This is a genomic window from Hufsiella ginkgonis (assembly GCF_009834915.1).
Lineage (GTDB): Bacteria > Bacteroidota > Bacteroidia > Sphingobacteriales > Sphingobacteriaceae > Hufsiella > Hufsiella ginkgonis.
The window spans coordinates 1-21,607 of the sequence record NZ_WVHS01000005.1; the positions used below are offsets into that span (position 1 = coordinate 1).

General features: G+C 49.7%; 17 protein-coding genes. 7 read left to right on the forward strand and 10 right to left on the reverse strand.

The genetic code is table 11. The features are described from left to right. Positions 1 to 1,138 (forward strand): RHS repeat-associated core domain-containing protein (locus GS398_RS18770; RefSeq protein ID WP_304622153.1); only part of this gene is annotated, 1,138 nt, incomplete at its 5' end. Positions 1,139 to 1,478: 340 nt separating this feature from the next. Here GS398_RS18770 and GS398_RS18775 read toward each other — a convergent pair. Both GS398_RS18775 and GS398_RS18780 read right to left on the reverse strand, forming a co-directional pair. Next, a complete protein-coding gene (locus GS398_RS18775) occupies positions 1,479 to 1,643 on the reverse strand; it encodes a hypothetical protein (protein ID WP_160908370.1) in 165 nt (54 codons plus the stop codon). Continuing rightward, positions 1,643 to 1,834 (reverse strand): helix-turn-helix domain-containing protein, encoded by a 192-nt coding sequence (locus GS398_RS18780; protein ID WP_160908371.1) that lies wholly within the window; start codon positions 1,832 to 1,834, stop codon positions 1,643 to 1,645. Before GS398_RS18780 ends, GS398_RS18775 begins: the two co-directional genes overlap by 1 nt. A 39-nt stretch (positions 1,835 to 1,873) precedes the next feature. Between GS398_RS18780 and GS398_RS18785 the strand changes: the two genes are divergently transcribed. Continuing rightward, complete coding sequence (locus GS398_RS18785; protein ID WP_439649232.1) at positions 1,874 to 2,632, forward strand: ISAon1 family transposase; 759 nt, start codon at positions 1,874 to 1,876, stop codon at positions 2,630 to 2,632. Positions 2,633 to 3,172: 540 nt separating this feature from the next. Here GS398_RS18785 and GS398_RS18790 read toward each other — a convergent pair. Both GS398_RS18790 and GS398_RS18795 read right to left on the reverse strand, forming a co-directional pair. Then, entirely contained in the window at positions 3,173 to 3,931 is a 759-nt protein-coding gene (locus tag GS398_RS18790; protein WP_160908372.1) for a TIGR03915 family putative DNA repair protein, read from the reverse strand. Further along, a complete protein-coding gene (locus tag GS398_RS18795) occupies positions 3,931 to 5,184 on the reverse strand; it encodes a putative DNA modification/repair radical SAM protein (protein WP_160908373.1) in 1,254 nt (417 codons plus the stop codon). The genes GS398_RS18790 and GS398_RS18795 overlap by 1 nt, the downstream gene beginning before the upstream one ends. Before the next feature lie 84 nt (positions 5,185 to 5,268). Between GS398_RS18795 and GS398_RS18800 the strand changes: the two genes are divergently transcribed. Further along, positions 5,269 to 7,416, forward strand: coding sequence for an FUSC family protein (locus GS398_RS18800; protein ID WP_237488254.1), 2,148 nt, complete (start codon positions 5,269 to 5,271; stop codon positions 7,414 to 7,416). Here GS398_RS18800 and GS398_RS18805 read toward each other — a convergent pair. Both GS398_RS18805 and kynU read right to left on the reverse strand, forming a co-directional pair. Next, positions 7,413 to 8,252: a histone deacetylase family protein gene (locus GS398_RS18805; protein ID WP_160908700.1), complete on the reverse strand. Its 840-nt coding sequence runs from the start codon at positions 8,250 to 8,252 to the stop codon at positions 7,413 to 7,415. The genes GS398_RS18800 and GS398_RS18805 overlap by 4 nt on opposite strands. A 67-nt stretch (positions 8,253 to 8,319) precedes the next feature. After that, positions 8,320 to 9,594 (reverse strand): kynureninase, encoded by a 1,275-nt coding sequence (gene kynU / locus GS398_RS18810; protein ID WP_160908374.1) that lies wholly within the window; start codon positions 9,592 to 9,594, stop codon positions 8,320 to 8,322. Positions 9,595 to 9,785: 191 nt separating this feature from the next. Here kynU and GS398_RS18815 point away from each other — a divergent pair, with 191 nt between their 5' ends. Genes GS398_RS18815 through GS398_RS18825 form a run of 3 tightly spaced genes read left to right on the forward strand, consistent with a single transcriptional unit; the run spans position 9,786 to position 13,110 of the window. Beyond that, positions 9,786 to 10,934 (forward strand): GAF domain-containing protein, encoded by a 1,149-nt coding sequence (locus GS398_RS18815; protein WP_160908375.1) that lies wholly within the window; start codon positions 9,786 to 9,788, stop codon positions 10,932 to 10,934. A 50-nt stretch (positions 10,935 to 10,984) separates the two neighbouring features. Continuing rightward, positions 10,985 to 11,683, forward strand: coding sequence for a ComF family protein (locus GS398_RS18820; protein ID WP_369410276.1), 699 nt, complete (start codon positions 10,985 to 10,987; stop codon positions 11,681 to 11,683). A gap of 41 nt (positions 11,684 to 11,724) precedes the next feature. After that, complete coding sequence (locus GS398_RS18825) at positions 11,725 to 13,110, forward strand: hypothetical protein (protein ID WP_160908376.1); 1,386 nt, start codon at positions 11,725 to 11,727, stop codon at positions 13,108 to 13,110. A gap of 136 nt (positions 13,111 to 13,246) precedes the next feature. Here the strand turns inward: GS398_RS18825 and GS398_RS18830 are convergent, their stop codons facing one another. The 3 genes from GS398_RS18830 to GS398_RS18840 form a co-directional block, all read right to left on the reverse strand. After that, positions 13,247 to 16,369 (reverse strand): PAS domain S-box protein, encoded by a 3,123-nt coding sequence (locus GS398_RS18830; RefSeq protein WP_160908377.1) that lies wholly within the window; start codon positions 16,367 to 16,369, stop codon positions 13,247 to 13,249. Between the two features lie 38 nt (positions 16,370 to 16,407). Further along, entirely contained in the window at positions 16,408 to 17,679 is a 1,272-nt protein-coding gene (gene glyA / locus GS398_RS18835; RefSeq protein WP_160908378.1) for a serine hydroxymethyltransferase, read from the reverse strand. A gap of 63 nt (positions 17,680 to 17,742) precedes the next feature. Next, positions 17,743 to 18,489 (reverse strand): segregation and condensation protein A, encoded by a 747-nt coding sequence (locus tag GS398_RS18840; protein WP_369410277.1) that lies wholly within the window; start codon positions 18,487 to 18,489, stop codon positions 17,743 to 17,745. Between the two features lie 173 nt (positions 18,490 to 18,662). Between GS398_RS18840 and dxs the strand changes: the two genes are divergently transcribed. Beyond that, positions 18,663 to 20,591 carry a 1-deoxy-D-xylulose-5-phosphate synthase gene (dxs, locus tag GS398_RS18845; protein WP_160908379.1) on the forward strand — a complete coding sequence of 643 codons (1,929 nt, stop codon included), beginning with the start codon at positions 18,663 to 18,665 and terminating at the stop codon, positions 20,589 to 20,591. 4 nt (positions 20,592 to 20,595) lie between these two features. Here dxs and GS398_RS18850 read toward each other — a convergent pair whose 3' ends face one another. Next, complete coding sequence (locus GS398_RS18850) at positions 20,596 to 21,600, reverse strand: acyltransferase family protein (RefSeq protein WP_160908380.1); 1,005 nt, start codon at positions 21,598 to 21,600, stop codon at positions 20,596 to 20,598. Between the last annotated feature and the right edge of the window lie 7 nt (positions 21,601 to 21,607).

Below are 21,607 nucleotides of genomic sequence, written 5' to 3' on the forward strand. Positions count from 1 at the left end.
CCGCAAAGCCAGCACCACCACCGGCACCACCGACTACATCGGCGGCATCCATTACGGCACCGTCAGCGGGAACTATGTGATTAACTTCATCCAAACCGAAGAAGGCCGTGCCGTGCGCCAATCCGACAATAGTTACAAGTACGAATACAATCTCACCGATCATTTAGGAAACGTTAGAAAAAGCTTCGATATTTATGCGGGAGCCGCAAGGGTGATCCAGTCCGATGATTATTATCCTTTCGGGATGCAGAAGGCGGGGACGGTGCCGGGGAATGCCAATAAGTATCTGTATAATGGAAAGGAAATGCAGGAGGAATTGGGGCAGTATGATTATGGAGCGCGGTTCTATGATCCGGTAATTGGGAGGTGGAACGTGGTCGATCCGCTGGCAGAGATGGGGAGAAGGTGGTCGCCCTATACTTATGCAATGAATAATCCGATTAGATTCATTGATCCCGATGGCATGTGGGCCTATGATGCCAATGGCAATATGTCAACCCGTGATCCTGATGAAATCAGAGATTTTATGAATTCGCATAAAGGCCGTGACGATGAATCTGAAGAGGAAAACAAAGAGCCGAGGTGGGCATCAAAGCCAGGGTTCGGAGTGCATCAGAAAGCGAATGAGAACGGGATATACAGAAATGGGAAAGCAAAGAAGAAATCGCCTGAAGCAGCACTTCAAAAAACAATGATCGACGCACTGAACGATGCCACTGTGTTCGCTGATGGAGCTGATTTTCAAACAGGAGAGACCTCATTTAGACACTCCATGCGCAATGAAGATACTGACCAAACTGTAGAAGAAGCAATGAATGCTGCTGATGCATTTGTAAGAGCTCAGTTCGCCCAAGCAAAACAATTGTTGAAAGAAGGTAATATCTACGATGCATATTTTGCATTTGGAGTTGGCCTTCATGCCTTGCAAGATGCTACGTCACCCGCCCATTCAGGATTTCAGCAATGGGGTGACAATGTATCCGCCGGCCGCGTTCTCGGCCATGTTACGCAAGAAATGTCTTATCCGGGAAATAATAGTAACCTTCAACGGGTTACCAATGTGTATTTAGCCTGGTTCCAAAAAAGCAACGCTCCGTTGCCTAAGACTAATCTATTCAGGGGTATTCGACACGATTAAAATGAAAGAAACTATAACTCTGGTAGTACTCTACCTTTTATTCCTTGTACTATCGCTTTTCTATCATAGGAGGATGATTTCCACAGAAAGGAAATGGGTCTATATCTCGACTCCTATCTACCTAATTGCCATATGGGGTTACTTTGCCCTGATTCTCAAAATACATCAGTATCTCCGAAACAATAATGTGCTAAAGCTTGATTTTGGACATGCCGAAATATCATTGGTTCTCCTAACGGCTGTATGTTATTTGACGGCAATAGTGCTTATTATAAGCATACTTTATAAAAGGTCGAAGAGGTAAATAAAGAAGCCCGGTGGGATCCGCCGGGCTTTTGTGTTATTTGGCCAGTTCCTGGATCTGCCTTTTGGTCAGGAAGGCATCGATGAACGTCTTGACGAGGTGCTTATCCTCCGGGCTTAACTGCTCAACGAGCTTGAACAGCCGTAACAGTTCCTTGTCGGTCAATTGTGCGGCCACGGCTTCGTCCTGGCTCCCCATCATCAGGAATCGGTCGTGGTATCCAGCGCCTGGGCGAGCTTCTGCAATACGTCCGAAGAAGGCGCGGACTTCTGCGTCTCGTAACGTCCCACCTGGATGTAGGTTAACCCCACCTTTGCGGCCAGTTCGGCCTGCGTCAGCTTCTTTTCCGTGCGCAGTTCTTTGATGCGCCCCCCTATGTTTATGCCTGCCATGTATCGTAGTGCTACCTGTATAGATCAAAAATACTGTTAATAGCCAAAGGTCGGAAAGGTGCCCTGGTAGCCATCATAAAGGGTGTTAAAAGCGACCAGATCATTAAGGTGCTGGAGAAGATACCCAAAAGAGAACGCAATAAGGTACAGGAAGTTACGCTCGACCTGGCTGCCACTATGGAACGTATCGTCACGCGAAGTTTCCCTAAGGCCAAACTGGTTTCCGACCGCTTCCATGTACAGCAGTTGGCCACCGATGCCGTCCAGCAATTACGTATAGAATATCGCTGGCAGGCCATAGACCAGGAAAACCTGGAGATCGAACTGGCCAGAGAGCTTGACAAAGAATATGTACCGGACCTGCTGGAAAACGGAGATACCAGGAAACAATTACTGGAAAGAAGCCGCTACCTGCTTTTCAAGGATGAGGGCAATTGGGTACCCTCGCAGAATCACCGGGCAGAGATCTTGTTCAGGCTGTATCCAGACCTGGAAACAGCGTACAGGCTGAGCAGGAAGCTTTCACATATCTTCAGTTCCACCAAAGACAAGGGAGTTGGCTTTACAAAACTGGCACATTGGTACAACCAAGTCGAGCAAGCAGGAATGAAAGCGTTCTCTTCGGTCAGACGTACTATTCAAAATCATTACCTCACCATCCTGAATTACTTCGACCATCGAAGTACTAATGCTTCAGCCGAATCCTTCAACGCCAAGATCAAGGCCTTCAGGGCAACGTCCAGAGGCGTAAGAGATACCACCTTCTTCCTGTTCCGACTCGCTAAAATCTATGCTTAAATCTTATCGTCCCCCAACTTTTCGTCATGATCCACTTTCCTGACTGATCCCTGATCCCGGGGGAGGGCAAACAAATGACAGAAAAGCAAAACGGGAGCTCATTCTTTCGAAAAGCTCCCGTTTCAGACCTCATTGTAACCGTAGTTCTCGCTGAGGCATCTCGTTTCGCGTACCTGACCGACTGACTTCCTTACTCCGTTTAACCGGGATCCGGGTTTTGTCTTTTACCTGCTGCTGCACTCTTCCGTAGAGTCCTGCAGTGCCCGGGTAACGCCTGGCCAATTTTCCCGCTGTGTTGTCCGGAGACGTCACTGCATCCTGTTTGGCTTCGATTGTTCCACTGAATAATAGTTGTCGGCTGTTAAGCTCACCTACATCGCTGTGGTTTTCTCAGGCTGTCAAAGTACGTTGCACTTGATGTAACTAAGGTACGTATTCATTAAAATTTGTCAAGAGCAAAAAGGCCTTTTTTATAAACACTTTTTTAACAGCTAATGGTGCGTTATCCACACCGCGCTCCCTTACGGAGTTATAAAATGTTTATAACTTGTTTTTTTCGGTCAGGTGTTTCCAGTAACGCCGCGGTACATGTTGCAGGTGAAGCTTCGTATTTTTTCGTTCCCGGATATTTACATGCTTGAAATAATCGTTCCAGAGGCTTTCGTAAAGTGGTTCCTCTTCGTGAAAAATACCAGCGGTCTCTTTCACTCCCACTGTTCGCTGAAGCGTTACTTCGGTCACTTTCTCGAGGTCGTAATAAATGCCGTAGTTGCGTTTCATGTCGTAGATCAGCCATCGCTGGTCGGCATATCGTTTCTCAAAATGATTAAGGATTAGCGGCAGCACGTTAAAATCAGGTTCCACTTCGGCAAAAAAAAGCGAGTCAGACGCAAGCCTGAACCTGACGAAAGCTTCCATCCGGTGTTTTTCGCGGTGTACGCTTTTAGCTACCTGGCTCACACGAAGTACGGCGGCATTGGCAAAAGCTTGCTCCACGCGATCCTTTGAAGAGAATATAAGGCGCGTGTAAGCAAATAGCGTATCCTCAATTCCATGCAGTTCTGATAAAAAGCAAGCATAGAACTGGTGAAACCCGTCTGCTGATAATTTCTTCTTTAACCCGGTGATTACCCGCGCGGCCTTCATAGTATTTGTGGTTACCTCTATGTCCTGGTCGAAAGCGGAAGGCATATGTGCCCGCGCCCGGCGGATCATGCAGTTGGTCAATTTGCGGTCAAACGCTTCAAATATCGCGGAAAGCATTCCCGGCCAGGTATGGTCGTACAACAAAATGATCATCAGAACAGATTTAGTTGCGTGTAACTGCTCTTTAAAAATTTACTTTGCGATTCCGCCAATATATATTGCCTGATGCGTGTGCCGGTAAGATCGCGGTGTACATACTCAGATCGTTTGCAGATGATAAAGTACTTTGCCCGGTTAATAGCCACGCCGATACTTCTCAGGTTCTCCCAATTGAGCTTTTGGAACTTGCGGGCCGCCACGATCTTTTGCGCCGACTGCATCCCGATCCCGGGAACCCGGAGCACCAGGCGCAGGTCGGCAGTGTTAATATCTACCGGGAAATGATGCAGGTTCCGGATAGCCCAGCTTAGCTTAGGATCGATCTCCAGGTCGAGATGAGGGTCCTGGTCATTCAGGAGCTCCTCTACATGGAACCCATAAAACCGCATCAGCCAATCTGTTTGATAAAGCCTGTTTTCGCGAAGCGCAGGAACGGCGCTTCCCATTCCAGGCAGGCGCCTGTCCTGGCTCACCGGCACATATCCCGAATAGTATACCCGTTTAAGGTTAAACGCCTTGTAGAACCGGTGAGCAGTGTACATGATCTCCTTATCTGATTCGCCGGTTGCGCCGATGATCATCTGGGTACTTTGCCCTGCGGGTGCAAAAAGGGGCGCGTGCCTGAGCACCTTCTTTTCTTCCGCCTTCGCCAGGATCTCGTTGTTCAGGTAAGTCATGGGCGAGATCATGTCCTTGCGGTCTTTGTCGGGTGCCAGCAACTTAAGTCCTGCCTCCGTGGGAAGCTCAATGTTCACACTAAGCCGGTCGGCGTATAACCCGGCTTCGTGCATCAGTTCATCGCTGGCGCCGGGAATAGATTTAAGGTGGATGTACCCGTTAAATTTATGTTCGGTCCGCAATTTCTTCGCTACGCTCACCAGCCGTTCCATGGTATAGTCTGCGTTTTTAAAGATCCCGGAGCTGAGGAACAGGCCTTCGATATAGTTCCGACGGTAAAAATTGATGGTAAGGTCTACTACTTCCTGCACCGTGAATGCGGCCCGCCTGATGTCGTTACTTTTACGGGTGACGCAGTAAGCGCAATCGTAAATACAAAAGTTGGTTAACAGGATCTTAAGAAGCGACACACACCGGCCATCCTCCGTATAGGTGTGACAAATCCCGTTCCCGGTATCTCCCAGTCCTTTATTATCATTCTTCCGCGTACTTCCGCTTGACGAGCAGGAAATATCATATTTGGCTGCATCCGCCAGTATCGCCAATTTTTCACGTATCCGTTCCGACATGGTCAAAAATACTAAAATAATTAGTAAATTAAAATCCGCTACAATCATTCAGTATCTTCGCATCAGCAAAATCCCTCCGCCCTGATGAAGCAAAGCCGCGAAATCAAACAGTTCATTTTCAGTCATTATTTTTCCGACGGGCTGCGGATCGCGTTTGGCGGCCTGCTGCCTGCGGTACTTTTCGCGCAGCTTGGCGACCTGGATATGGGTATCAATTTTTCGCTGGGGGCGCTTACGGTAAGCATCGCCGATGCTCCGGGTCCGCAGGTACATAAACGGAACGCGATGCTATTCTGTACATTGTTCATGATCATCTCGCTGTTGCTTACCGGGCTCATCAACGCATATCCTGTTCTCCTTGCAGCGGAGATTATGGTGCTGTGTTTCTTCTTCTCCATGTTTAATATTTATGGGGTACGGGCGGCATCCGTCGGTACTGCGGCGCTCCTGATCATGGTACTGAATATCGACCAGCACCTTACATTTCACGAACTGCTAGTGCATGGCGGCATTATGCTGGGCGGTTGTGCCTGGTATATGGTGTTCAGCCTGTCTATTACGGGGATTCGCCCCTACCGGCTCGCGCAACAATCGCTGGCGCTTTCGGTACGGCAGGTCGCCGACTATTTGCGGTTAAAAGCCCTGTTTTACGATAGCGATACCCCCGCCGACGAAACCTATAAAAAGCTGATCTCTCAACAGATCACCGTACACGAGCACCAGGACAGTACGCGCGAACTGTTATTTAAAAGCAGGCTGCTGATGAAAGAATCGACCAATACGGGCCGCCAGTTGGTGCTGGTATTCGTAGACGTGGTTGACCTTTTCGAACAGAGCATGGCCACCCATTACGACTACCAGGCGATCCATAAGCAATATGGCCGCACCGGGGTGCTCGAGTCGCTGCAAAGTGTGATCGGGAAGCTCGCCGATGAGCTCGAAAACCTCGCCTATTATATCAACAATAACCAGCAGCCGGTGCCGGTTTACCGGTTTCAGCCGGAGCTGGAGCATCTCAAGATCGTTATCGACCAGGTAGAAAGCGAGCACAAGGTGAACAACCTGGTACTCAAAAAGATCCTGGTAAACGTTCGCAACATCGTAAATCGCCTGCAAAAGATCTATAGCTACTTCAATCCCACACAATTGGCTTCCGCCAAGATCAGGAGCGAAGCCGATCTGTCCAAATTCGTTTCGCACCAGGACTACGACCCCAAGTTGTTCCTGGATAACCTGAGCTTTAAATCGTCTGTTTTCAGGTATTCCGTGAGGCTGGCCATCGTTGCGGTAACGGGGTATCTCGCCTCCAAGCTCTTCCCACTGGGGCATCATAGTTATTGGATCCTGCTTACCATTATCGTGATCGTGAAGCCGGGGTTTAGTCTTACCAAACAGCGTAATTTCCAGCGCGTGGCAGGAACCATCGCAGGAGCCGCGATCGGGCTACTGATCCTGGCATTTGTGAAGGACCAAAATGCCCGGTTCGTTTTCCTGCTGATCTTTATGATCCTCACGTATAGTTTCCAGCGGCTTAACTACGTGATAAGCGTATTGTTCATGACGCCTTATATCCTGATCATGTTCAGTTTTCTTGGCATGGGAAGCCTTAGTACCGCGCAGGAACGCATTTTCGATACCATCGTGGGATCAGTGATCGCGTTTACGGCCAGTTACCTTATTTTCCCTTCGTGGGAATCGCGGCAGCTAAAAGGATTTATGCGCGCTCTTCTCATTTCCAATTATTTTTACCTGCAGAAAGCGGCATACCTGTTAGCCGGCAAACTCCCCGATATGACTGAATACAAGCTCGCCCGCAAAGCGGTGTATGTAAATTCGGCGAACATGGCTTCCTCATTCCAGCGGATGCTGGCCGAGCCAAAAAGCAAGCAAATGAACCCGAAAAATGTGCACAAGTTTATTGTGCTTAACCACATGCTTTCGTCGTACACCGCAAACCTCATTTTCCACCTGCTGCAAAGCGAAAACAGGGTCGCCAGCAGCGAACATGTAAAATTGGTTAAACGTGCTTTGTACGTATTGTCGGCCGCCATTAACAGGCTGCACGCGGAAGGAGAGCCTGATTTTAAAGAGCCCGAGATCGTGCTACGCGGGAAAGAATTGCCGCCAGCCTTACAAACTGCCGACCATAAACTGGTAAGTGAGCAGCTGGATTTCGTTGTGAACGTAGCTGCGGACATTCAAAAGATCGCGGAAGACCCGGAAAGGGTTTAAAAAAACAGTTCCTGTGCCAGCCTGAAGGTATTGCAATGGGCCTCCACGATGTCGATGATCCCCGGTGAGTAGCCGCCGCCCATGCTTACCTGCACCGGGACCTTACGGGAGTGGCAAAGCTCCAGGACCAATTTATCGCGGGCAGCGCATCCTTGCCGTGTTAGCTTCAAACGGCCCAGGTTATCGGTAGCGAGCACATCCACCCCGGAGAGGAAAAACACGAAGCCTGGTTTTACGCGGTCGAACAAAGGAACCAGGGTTTGTTCAAGGGTCGAAAGATAGGTGTCGTCGCCTGTCCCATCGGCGAGACCGATGTCAAGGTCTGATTTTTCCTTCCTGAACGGGAAATTATATTCCGCGTGCATGGAAAACGTGAATACGCGTTCTTCACTTTTAAAGATCTCGGCGGTGCCGTTCCCCTGGTGCACATCCAGGTCCACGACCAGGATCGCGTCCGCCAGCTTTTCGGCCAGCAGGAAATTTGCGGCGATCGCCTGGTCGTTAAGCAGGCAAAAACCTTCGGCCCAATTTGATCCGGCATGGTGCGTGCCGCCTGCCACGTTAAAGGCGATGCCGCTTTCGAGCGCGAACCGGCAACAGGCGACGGTACCGCCGGCGATGATCATTTCGCGGTCAACCAGCTGCCGCGTCAACGGGAAACCTGTTCTCCGGATCTCTGCAGGAGACAGCCGTAGGTCGCGCAGCCGCTCCCAATAGTTTTTCTCATGTGTAAGCAGGATGACTTCTTCCGACACCTTGACGGGCGGGAAAAGGTCGTCTTCCAGGATTGTGCCTTCATAGCGTAGCTGTTCCGGGATAAGCCCGTACTTGATCATCGGGAACCTATGGCCTTCCGCCAGCGGTAAGATGTAAGCCGGGTCGTAAGCTATTTTCATGGAATGATCACACTTCCATGCCGAGCAAACATTTGCCGAGCCGGTAAACGTCTTCAAACGTATTATACAAAGGCACGGGACTTACCCGGATCACATCCGGCTCGCGCCAATCGCCGATGATGCCGTTCGCCGCCAGGGCCTGGAACGCTTCCCGGCCGTTAGCGCGGGCAATTATCGAAAGCTGGCAGCCTCTCGCCGCCGGATCAGCAGGGGTGATGATCCTGAACCGTTCGCTCCCTGCGCGGCTGTTTACTTCGCGGATCACGAATTCAAGAAAACCCGTCAACCGGATACTTTTTTCGCGAAGCCGGTTTATTCCGCCGGCCCGTTCAAAGATCTCCAATGCCGCTTGGTGTATGGCAAGCAATAAGATCGGTGAGGTACTTAGCTGCCAGGCTTCCGCACCGCGGGACGGCGAAAAATCCTTCTCCATCCTGAACCGGCTGTCGATGTGATTGCCCCACCATCCCTCGAACCGGGGATAAGGGGCCGAAAAATGTTTTTCGTGTACAAACAGGCCCGCAATCCCGCCCGGCCCGCTGTTCAAGTATTTATAGGAGCACCAGCAGGCGAAATCCACATTCCAAAGATGCAGTGCGAGCGGCACATTCCCGGCGGCATGCGCCAGGTCGAAGCCCGCTAATGCGCCTGCGGCATGCGCGGCCCGGGTGATAGGCCCGATCTCATAAAACTGGCCTGTATAATAATTGATGCCGCTGAAGAGCACCAGCGCAAGCTCACCGGCATGGTCGCTGATCGCCTTCAGGATATCTTCGGTTCTAAGCAGCTCTTCATTTTCGCGCGGCGATACCTCGATCACCGCCGTTGCCGGGTCGAAGCCATGAAACCGCACCTGGCTGGCCACGATATACTGGTCGGATGGAAATGCACCCGCCTCCATCAGGATCTTATATCTCCCGGCCGAAGGACGATAAAAGCTCACCATCGCCAGGTGGAGATTAACGCTCAGGCTGTTCATTACCGATATCTCATCGACTTGTGCCCCCAGGATGGGCGAAAGCAGCGCCCGGATCTGGTGGTGATAAGAAAGCCACGGTTTTTTACCTTCAAACCACCCTTCCACCGCCTTCTGCTGCCAGGCGTCGAGCTGCTCGGCGAGAAATGCTTTTGCGGATCCCGGCTGGAGCCCTAATGAATTTCCGCATAAATAGGTAGCCCTTTCCCCCGCATGTTCGGGCAAAAGAAACTGATCACGGAAAGTGTTAAGCGGGTCACTACTATCGCAGTAACGCGCAAACCCGAGGCTAAATTCTCTTCTCAATTATGGTTACGCCGATCAATTTTACAGGCTGATCGTTCTTCCAAATATAGGTAAATCCGTGATCCGGACGCTGTACGGCCTTTCGGCATCTATGCATTATCGCCAAATAAATGTTTGCACTTTTATTGCGCCGGGTCCAAACCATATTATGGTATATACGTATATTGCAAGTGAATGTGCCAACATGAGTTATGTCGAAACCACCTGATAATTATGTTAATGAAGAGGGTCGCCAGTTAGCCGCTGAGCGTTACCGGCATTTCCACGACGGCCGGCATGCTGACCTGAAAGACATCGTTATGCTGGCCTCCCAGATCTGCGAGACACCGATCGCACTGATCACCCTGGTGGGTAAGGATGTGCAATGGATCAGGACGCAACAGGGTATAGATGAGACGATCACGCAAATCCCCCGCGAGTTGTCTTTCTGTACGCATACCATCCAGGAAGATGACATCCTTGAAGTGCATGATGCGCAGCTCGACAGCAGGTTCGCCGCACTTCCCTTTGTTACCGGCGATCCGTACATCCGCTTTTACGCCGGATCGAACCTCCAGAGTTACGATGGGTATAACGTAGGTACGTTATGTGTAATAGATACCGCACCGAAATCGCTTTCCAATGCCCAAAAGGAGGCGCTTGCCGCACTCGGCCGACAGGTAAGCAACCTGATGGAGCTCGACAGGAGCCTGAAGTCGCTGCAAAATAATGTAGACCAGGTACAGATGCAGAAGTTTGATATGGAAGAAGCCCGGCTAAAGCTCCATGCCATTCTCGATAGCTCTACCACTTACCACCTACTTTTAAACCCCAGGCTCCAGGTGTTGACGTTTAATAAAGGAGTGGCCGATTTCGTGAGAAAATTCCTGGGTAAAGAAATCATGGCTGATGACCCGATCAGCCACTACTTCGAGCCTAAGATGCTTGAAAAAGCGCAGCCCAACTTTAACCGGGCGCTGAAAGGCGAAACCGTGACCGTTGAGCGGCTGGTTGAATTCGGCATCCATAAGCCTTGCTGGTGGGAGCTCACCTTCACACCGGCCAGGAATTCTTTCGGCGATATTATCGGGATCTCGTTCCACGCCGTAAATATCCATGAACGCAAGGAACACGAAGAAAAAGTAAAACAGCAAAATAACCTGCTGAGGAAGATCGCGTACATCGAGTCGCACGAGCTCAGGGCGCCGGTTTCTTCCATCATGGGAATTATGGACCTGATCCGCTCAGAGCATGGCGAGATACCGCGCGAATACCTGGAGCTGCTGGACAAAGCGGTGCATCAACTGGACGAAAAAATTCAAAAAGTAGTTCATTATACCGGCGAGCTTGATATAATATAAATCAGGAAAATATTTTATTAATCATTAATTAATAATTGTATCTTAGCGATGTGAAAACACTTGTCGCTTTGTGGGATGATTTTATCTCGTTGTTCTTCCCGGTTCTTTGCATGGCATGCCGGCAACCCTTATATGGCGGGGAAGCGATTATTTGTACCGATTGCGTTTTTCATCTGCCTTATACCGGGTTTCACCATGATCCCGGGAATCGCATGGCCCGGCAGCTATGGGGAAGGATCACTTTCAACGCAGCAGCAGCTTGCCTGTATTTTCGAAAGGGAGCAAGGGTGCAGAGCCTGGTACACCAGTTAAAGTACCGGCGTCAGCCGCATATAGGTAACAAAATAGGTGAACTTTATGGCGTATCTCTTTGCGAGTCGGAAAGCTTTAAACAAGCCGGCCTGGTGGTGCCTGTGCCGCTGCATCCGCTGAAGCTTCGCAAACGGGGTTACAACCAGAGTGCGCATTTTGCAGAAGGACTGTCACATTCCATGGGCATACCTGTTTTGTGCGACAACCTGGTGCGGGTGGCAGACAGGGAAACACAAACAAGAAAATCGCGGTTTATGCGATACGAGAACATGAAAGACGTTTTTATGATACGCGACCCGTCGCTATTCGCCGGTAAGCACATCCTGCTGGCCGACGATGTGTTAACCACGGGAGCGACCATAGAAGCGTGCTGCCTGGAATTGATGAAGGTCCCCGGCGTAACCGTAAGCATTGTGACGATCGCTTTTGCAGACTAATATTAACAATCTTATTAACTTGCCCTTAAATAGCCAGTCTCGTGAGAATCTTTGTATTGATCTTTTTTTCAGCGGCACTGCTTGCATCCGGGTGCAGGAAGGAGGATAAGATCAGCTACGATCCGTCGGCCAGGCTTTCTTTTTCGGGAACGTCGCTGTTTTTCGACACTTTATTTACAGGCGTAGAATCCGCCTCCCGGCGGGTAACGATTTATAACCGACATGATCATGCGTTGCGGATCTCCTGGCTGAAGCTCGGACGCGGCAAAGGTTCCCCTTTCGATCTCATCATCGACGGGAAAAGTGCCGATAGTGCGGGTAATATCATGGTAAGAGGGAAAGATTCGCTGATCGTGTTTATTAAAGCCACGGTGCCGCCTACTGCGGAGGTGGCCGCCTTTGACGTCAGGGATTCTATCACGGTCCTGATCAACGGGAACCGGCAGTCTGTTGAGCTTACGGCTTTTGGCCAGAATGTTAATTTCTATAACGACAGCATTATTAACCAGGACCGCACCTGGAACAATCGCCTTCCCTACCTGGTGTATAGAACATTGGTGGTTGAGGCCAATAAAACGCTGACGATCCAGCGGGGATGCCGGATCTATTTCCACAAAGATGCACGGCTGTTCGTGAGAGGAACGCTTCGCGTGGAGGGTAGCTTCGCGGAACCGGTCTCGTTCTCGGGCGACAGGCTCGAAAAGCTGTATACCAATTTACCCGGTCAGTGGAGCGGGATCCATTTTTCGGGTACCAGCACCAATAACCTGATCCGCAATGCGGTGATCAGGAACGCGCTTACGGCCATACGCTCGGATTCTGTACAAGGTATCGCACCAAAACTCGTACTGGCAAACAGCATCGTAAAAAATATGCAGGTTAGCGGTTTTAGCGGCTACCGAACGAGCCTTGCAGCATTTAACAACCTCTTTTATAATTGCGGACAGTATCTTTTTTATGGAGCTTTCGGCGGCACTTATAACCTGAAGCAGAATACCTTCGCCAACGAGGGCTTTATATTTCCGCGACAGATGTCTTCGGTATATTTCTCAGATTTTGACCCTGGTAAAACGCCGGTAATAACGGGCGAACTATCATTAACACTGGTAAACAACATTATTTGGGGGAGCCTGGCTACAGAACTGGTGATTGAACGAAAAGCTACCACTGGCGCGGCCACCCAATTGCTGCTTACCAACCTTTTTAAAACCAGCAACACCAGTTTACTAAACCCGGGAAATAACTTTAACGCCGACCCGTTTTTTATCTCCCCGCAAGCAGGAATCTACCGGTTAGGGAATATGAGTCCAGCATTGAATAAAGGAATAGACCTCAGTATGGATCCTGATTTCAATAATTATTTATCGGTAGACCTTCAAAATACGAAGCGGAATTTTCCATCAGAGGCAGGTTCTTATGAAAATTGAAGCTGATTAGAAAAAAGATAAAAAAAAGATAAAAAAAATGAAACCTTGTAATCGATTGTCAGTATAAGTACCTGAGAGCGTTAATTTAGATAGAAAAAGCTGGCAGCCGCGATGGCACCAGCTTTTTCTTTTTAGACTATTCGCCAAGATATTTTTCGATCTTTTGGTATAGATCAGTTGGTGCAAAAGGTTTCTGCACATAATCATTCATGCCCGCCAGCAGGATATCCTGGAGGTCGGAGCTTAACACGGAAGCCGTTAAAGCGATAATAGGAAGCTCCCGGTAGTATTTATCTTCCAGCATGCGGATGCGGCGAACCGCTTCAAAGCCATCCATCTCAGGCATCTGGATATCCATAAGTACCAGGTCGTAGTGTTTCGCCCGGATCTTTTCGATGGCGACGCGGCCATTTTCTGCCACATCAGCTTCGATTCCCCATTTAGCCAGTACTTTTCTTGCCAGCAAACGGTTAATATCATTGTCGTCAACTACGAGCACATCGGAGGAGAACGTTTTAAATGTACTTTTTTCCTGGTTCTGTTGTGTCACTTCTATGGCCCTTTGGAATGAAATAGTAAAAATAAAATCAGAACCTTTACCCTCTTCACTTAGGACAGAGATCCTGGAGCCGAAAAGCTCGATCAGCCTCCGGGTAATTGCAAGCCCCAGGCCTGTGCCGCCATAGTTCCTGGCGGTATCGCTCTTTTCCTGGGTGTAAGCCTCAAAGATATAATCTATTTTATCTTTTGCGATGCCGATCCCGGTGTCTGACACTTCAAAACGTATGGAAACGCTTTCCTGGTCCTCGCTTACCAGGATGAGCCTGAGCCTCACCTCTCCTTCGTGCGTAAATTTAAGCGAGTTACCGATAAGGTTGATCAATACCTGGTAAAGGCGCGTTTGATCACCTCTTACCAGGTCCGGTATGCGGTGATCGATCTCGGCATGCAGCGCGATACCCTTCTCCTTCGCTTTAAAACGGAAAGAATCCATGGTACGGGTCACCAGGTCGTGCAGGTTTACGTTCACCGACTCGAGCTGAAGATTGCCGGTTTCTATTTTCGTAAAATCGAGGATGGCATTTAGTAGCGAAAGCAGGTTCTCTGCTGAAAATTTAAGGATATCCAGGTGTTCGAGCTGGGAAGCTGTAGGGTTATCCTCCATCAGGATATGTGTCATCCCGATCACCGCGTTGAGCGGCGTGCGGATCTCGTGGCTCATCACCGAGACAAACATTTCCTTGGCCCGGCTCAAGGCCAGTGCCTCCTCGCGGGTTTTAATCAGTTCCTGCTCAGCAAGCTTACGCTCAGAAATGTCGTTTACGATCTCTATTTCCTGCTCAACGGCCCCGTACTGGTCAAAGATCGGGGTATTTGACACTGAAACCCAGATCGGGGTACCATCTTTTTTATAGTTAAGGAGCTCCGCGTTAAAGGGTTTTGATTCCCGCGAGAGCGTGCGCACACGTTCCAATTCATGAATATCGGTGTCGGGGCCTTTCACCACATCACCGATCCTTTTACCGGCCACATCTTGCAGCCCGTACCCGGTGATCTTTGTAAAAGACTCGTTCACCCATTTAACGCAACCTTTATCGTCGTTGATCACTACGCCGTTCACCGTTTTGCTGGCCACCAGCGAAAGCAATGTGATCTGTTCGTCGGCTTTCTTTCTTTCGGAAATATCTACGATGATCCCAACCTGCCGTTCAACTTCACCTTCCTGGTTAAAAAGCGGGTTATTGGAAATAAACACCCAGGCATCAGTCCCGTCTTTCCGGCTGATGATTATTTCGATCTCGTAAGGCTTTTTATCGAGCACGGCCTGTTTGGCGCTTTCCAGGGTAGCAACATTGCTTTTTTTCCCGATCAGCCGTTCGGCGAAAGTGTGACCCTTCAGTTCTTCGTATGAATACCCGGTGATCTTCTCAAATGCATCATTTACCCAGATGATCTCGCCGTGCGCTTTGCGGATAAACACGCCACTTGCCGATTTGGCGGCCGCCAGGGAGAGTGTTTCGAGCCGTTCCTCATCTTTTTTACGCTCCGTAATGTCGGTAATGATCTCCACTTCTTTGTCGATCTCGCCGGCATCGTTCAACACCATGGAGTTCATTACAGAGAGCCAGATGGGTTGGCCGTCTTTGCGGTAAACCAGCAATTCTACGGAGAACGATTGTTTATTCCTGGTAAACTCGCGTGCTTTCGCTATCGTATTTTCGTCTGTGCCTTCTCCCTTTAATATATCACCGAGCTTTTTCCCGGAGAGGTCGGCGATGGTATAACCGGTGATCCTGGCGAATGCGTCATTTACCCATATTACTTCGTTATCGGCATTGCTGATCACCACCCCGTTGTTTACCTTACTGGCAACCACGGAAAGCTGTTCCATCTCCGAAAGCAGGTTTTTCTGGTTAGTAACGTCACGTCCGTTTGTAAACCATTTCCTTTTTTTGGTGGAAGCGGCCCAACTGATCCATCGTATGCTTCCGTCTTTGGTACGGATCCGGGTTTCCAGTTCAAACTGGCGGTCGCCCTGCATGATCTTTCCAGTAATGTGCTGAATGGTTCTTTCGCGGTCTTCTTTCAGGCAGAAGTGCCACATATTGCGGCCAACCGCCTCTTGTACCTGGTAACCCAGGATCTTGGTCACCGAATTATTAATCATCTCGATCTTACCATACTGATCGAGGATGCAATGCAGCTCGCCCGATGTATTGAACATCGTGTTAAACTCTTCGTACCTGGCAAGTGTTTCCTGCAGCTGGCGGTTCTTTTTGGCTACCTCCATGTGCGAGACCACCTCGTTTGCAAGGACACGCAAGGCATCTTTCTGGTGATCATCCAGTTTATTTGGCTGGTAGTCCATCACGCAAAGCGTGCCTACTTTATGCCCGTCGGGCGTAACCAGCGCCGCCCCGGCGTAAAAACGGATATTTAAATCACGGGTAAGAATATCGCCGGCGAAACGCTCGTCCGCCAGCGTATCGGTGATCTCGAAAACAGAATGATCGAGGATGGTATTCTCGCAGAAAGCGACATTCCTGGGAAGCCCGGTGGCCTGGATCCCGAACCGCGATTTCACCCAAAGACGATCCTCATCGATGAGGTTTATCAGGGAGATCGGTGCTTTACAGATATAAGATGCAAGCCTGGTGATCGCGTCGAACTCCACCTGGTCGGCGGTGTCCAGTACACCGTAATCATAAAGTGCCTGAAGGCGCCTGCTTTCCAGTTCAAGATCTATAACCTCATCCACTTTGTTCCGATTATAATCGTTTTTGCGAGCCCTGCTATTTATTTGTACAGCGGGAATTCCTCCATCAGCTTGTGCACTTTTTTACGCACTTTATCCTGATTTTGTTCGCTTTCTGGATCAGAAAATACTTTATCGATCAGCTCTACGATCGCTTCCATGTGCTTTTCTTTCAGGCCGCGGGTAGTAATGGCCGCGGTGCCGAAGCGGATCCCGGACGTAATGAATGGCGACTTATCGTCAAATGGAACCATGTTCTTGTTGGCAGTGATCCCGGCTTTTTCGAGCACGTTCTCTGCGAGCTTACCGTTGATGTTCTTATTGCGCAGGTCGATCAGCATCAGGTGGTTGTCTGTTCCGCCCGAGATGATCTTGTAATTAAGCGCAGTAAATGCGTTGGCCATTGCTGCGGCGTTCTTCTTCACCTGGAGAATATATTTCATGTAAGGATCGCTCAGCGCTTCGCCAAAGGCGATGGCTTTTGCAGCGATAATATGTTCAAGCGGACCTCCCTGTGTTCCCGGGAAAACGGCCATATCCAATACCGCCGACATAGGCTTAAGATCGCCTTTAGGCGTTTTTATTCCAAAAGGGTTTTCGAAATCCTTACCGAGCATGATCATACCGCCGCGCGGCCCGCGAAGCGTTTTATGCGTGGTGGTGGTTACGATGTGGCAATGCGGCATCGGGTCGTCCAACAATCCACGTGCGATCAGTCCGGCGGGGTGCGAAACATCAGCCACCACGAGGGCGCCAATTTCATCGGCTACTTTACGGATAAATGCATAATCCCAATCGCGGGAATAAGCCGAAGCGCCGCAAATGATCACTTTAGGTTTTTCAGCCAGTGCGGTTTCTTCCAATTTTTTGTAATCGATGAGGCCAGTTTCCCTATCAACCCCATAAAATGAAGGCTCATAAATCTTCCCGGAAAAATTAACCGGCGAACCGTGGGTGAGGTGACCGCCATGGGAAAGATCGAAACCCAGGATCTTATCGCCTGGTTTTAATATGCCCAGGAAAACCGCCGCATTCGCCTGTGCGCCTGAATGCGGCTGCACATTTACCCACTCTGCATTAAAAAGCTGTTTCGCGCGATCGATCGCGATCGTTTCGATCTCGTCAACAATCTCACAACCGCCATAATATCGTTTTCCAGGGAGGCCTTCGGCATATTTATTTGTTAATACGGAGCCGGCGGCCTCCATCACCTGTTTACTGACAAAGTTTTCGGATGCAATAAGCTCAATGCCATTTTCCTGGCGCTTGCCTTCTTCTTCGATCAGTTGAAATACAAGTTTATCTTTCTTCATTATGTATGTAATAGTTTATTGTTGACAAAGGAGGTATAAGAGATGTTCTTAAATTCCGCGAATTTAGCTTAAATTCTTCTCTTCTACCCAGAAATTATTATAGCCAAGACCTACCTGGATAGAAATGAGCTGCTGCTGGAGCATTTCGAGCACGGCCAGGAAGTTATATACGAAATGCACGCGGTTATCAGATGACCGGAGGATCTGTTTAAAGTCCATTTTCTTATTAAGCAGGATAAGATCTGCAATGATCTTCTTCTGCTGTTCGATGCTGTAGGGGTACTGAACTACGGTATGTACCACCTGCTCGCTCTGTTTTTTATATTTACTCATCAGGCGGTCGTACACCAATAACAACCGGTAAAGATCGAAAGAAGCCAGTTCCTCGCCCGGCTCGGCGATCAGGGCGGCCTGCCGGACGTCTTCGGCGATGGTACCGCGCTTTTCTACGAGGAAACGCTCGTGCTCCAGGACCCTCAGCTCCCCGGTAACCAGCTTGATCTTCTTATATTCGATCAGTTTTTGTACGAGATCTTTACGGGGGTCCAACTCATCGTCTTCCGGGTCGAAACGAGGGAGGAGCATCCTGGCTTTTATGCGCATCAGCGTCGCAGCAACCACGATAAACTCGCTGGCGAGCTCGATATTGAGCGAATTCATCCGGTGAATATACTCCAGGAAATCGTCCGTGATCTTAGAGATCGAGATGTTGTGAATATCCAGTTCGTCGCGTTCGATAAAAAACAGCAGCAGATCGAAAGGCCCCTCGAATTGGGGTAATTTTATTTCGAACGTATCGGCAGAAATCACGTGTAAAAATACGTAAGAATAGGTGAAACAGGAAATTGCGGGATTTCAGTTGACAGCAACCAGTTCCTATGTGGCACCGCAGGTGAACTGATTACTGACAACTGACAACTGACCCCTGACAACTGTAAGATTTTTTATATAAATTTGTACCCAACTCAGTATTTAGTACCCCTATGGAAGTTAAGGCGGGTGAATTATTAGAACAGATCCATTATCCATCTGATTTAAAGAAACTTACGGAAAGTGATCTTGAGCGTGTTTGTAAGGAGCTCCGCCAGTATATCATCGATGTGGTGTCTGTTAACGGCGGACATTTCGCAGCCAGCTTAGGGGTAGTGGAGCTAACCGTGGCACTGCAATACGTGCTGAACACACCGTATGACCAGTTGGTATGGGATGTAGGCCACCAGGCCTACGGGCACAAGATCCTTACCGGCCGCAGAAGCTCTTTTCATACCAACAGGATTTATAAAGGGATCAGCGGCTTTCCTAAACGCGGGGAAAGCGTATTTGATACGTTTGGCGTTGGCCACTCGTCCACCTCGATCTCAGCCGCTTTGGGCATGGCGGTTGCGTCTACCTATAAAGGAGAAACCGACCGGCAACATGTCGCCGTAATCGGCGATGGCGCGATGACCGCCGGCCTTGCTTTCGAAGCGCTAAACCATGCCGGTATCGAAAACTCAAACCTGCTGGTGATCCTGAACGACAACTGCATGTCGATCGATCCCAACGTAGGTGCGCTGAAAGAGTATCTCACCGACATTACCACATCAAAATCATACAACCGCTTCCGCGATGACATTTCGCATGTGCTGGGTAAGATCTCTGAACTTGGCCCGAATGCGCACCAGATCGTAAAGAAGCTCGAAAAAAGCATCAAGGGAACCCTGCTGAAGAAAAGCAACTTCTTCGAGGCGCTTAAATTCAGGTACTTCGGGCCGATTGACGGGCACGACGTAAAACACCTGGTAAAGGTATTGAAAGACCTGCGGGATATCCCCGGTCCGAAGCTGCTGCATTGCGTGACCGTAAAGGGTAAAGGTTTTGCATTAGCCGAAAAAGACCAGACCAAATGGCACGCTCCCGGCCTTTTCGACAAGATCACCGGGGAAATAAAGCGGACGGTCCCCGATAAGCCACAGCCTCCAAAATACCAGGACGTATTTGGACACACCCTCTTGGAGCTCGCGGAAAAGAATTCCAAGATCATGGGGATTACACCTGCCATGCCTTCCGGGAGCTCACTGAACATTATGATGAAGGCGATGCCGGATCGCGCGTTCGACGTGGGGATCGCCGAGCAGCATGCCGTTACATTTTCGGCCGGCCTGGCCACACAAGGGCTGGTGCCATTTTGCAACATCTATTCCAGCTTTATGCAGCGGGCGTATGACCAGGTGATACACGACGTAGCGATCCAAAAACTTAACGTAGTATTTTGCCTTGATCGTGCGGGTCTTGCAGGCGCCGACGGCCCTACTCACCATGGGGCTTACGACATCGCGTTTATGCGGTGCATCCCCAACCTGGTGGTTTCGGCGCCGATGAATGAAGAAGAACTGCGCAACCTGATGTATACCGCCCAATTGCAGGATATGGGCCCGTTCGTGATCCGTTATCCGCGCGGCAACGGGGTAATGCCGCACTGGCAAACACCCATGAAAGCCATCCCGGTGGGTAAAGGCCGGAAAATATGCGACGGCGAAGATGTCGCCGTTCTCACCATCGGTACGACCGGAAATGAAGCCCTAAAAGCCTTCGTAGAACTAAATGCAGAAGGAATACACCCTGCACATTACGATATGCGGTTTGTAAAGCCTCTCGACGAAGAATTACTGCACGAAATATTCCAAAAATTTAAGAACCTGGTTATCGTAGAAGATGGCTGCGTGGTGGGAGGCTTCGGAAGCGCTGTGCTCGAATTCATGGCAGACAACGGTTACGCGGCAACGGTTATTCGTCTGGGCATCCCGGATAAAGTGATCGAACATGGTGAACAACCTGAGCTTTGGGCTGAATGCGGGTACGACGCACAGGCCATTATGAACGTCACCCGTAAACTTACCGTAACCCGTACAACCAGCAGCATCGCTTCCTGAGTTATCAAGCCTGTTTCTTTTGTGCTTTATATTTAACCTGCCGGGAGAGCTTTTCGGAAGGATCTTCTATGAGCCTGCAAAACACCCAGGAGACAAGTATTACGAAAACCAGCGTGGTCGTAAAAATAGCCAGGCCGTAGCCGGTACCGGCCTCCTGCTTTAGCACGGAGATCAGTTTAAGCCCCAGGATGAAGTGGATGAGGTAGATTGAATAAGAAATATTTCCGAAGAACTTCAGGTAAGCCGGAACCTCGCCATGGTAAAGCAGGACCACCATGATGGCAAAAAGCGTAGCCAGCGCAGCCGGGCCTCCCTGCCATAAAAAACACAGGCCAAGCAGCGCTAACAACAAAGGATAGGTAAACTTTTTTGGCAACTCGTTTTCAGCAATCACGAACCCCAAAATCCCCACCAGGAAGAAAATAAGGTATGGAGCCAGCGTAACACCGTTGCGCAAACCGATGGCCAGGCAGGCCGCAACTAATAGCGGCAACGCAATAAACAATGCCACCTTAGGTGATTTATTCAACAGCACGTAAAAGAGCCCGACAAAAAGATAATACTGTGCTTCCACCGCCAGCGACCAAAAGACGGGATTATCACCCGGTATGTGCAGGTAAAACAGACTTGCAATAATTGACGATGCTGTTTCGGGAAATGCGACACCCCTTACCCGGTACGAAAGGAACGTCACCAGCAGGGTAATAGCCAGCGCCAGCAGGTATGGCGGGTGCAGACGTAACAGGCGTTTATACAGGAATACGGGATAATCGCTAAGCTGATACTTTCCCTGGTGTAAGCTAAGCGGGATCACAAAGCCGGAGATCACGAAGAACACTTGCACACCGTATCCGCCATAAGCGGCCAGCAAGTTAAACACCGGCCATGCCGGATCACCGGCGGCAGTTGCTTTGGCCAGGTGCCCGACGCAGACAGACATCACGGCAATGCCTCTCAAAAGCACCAGGCTGTCGAGCTTCTGCCTCGGGGAACGCAACGATCCGGTCATCACCAGC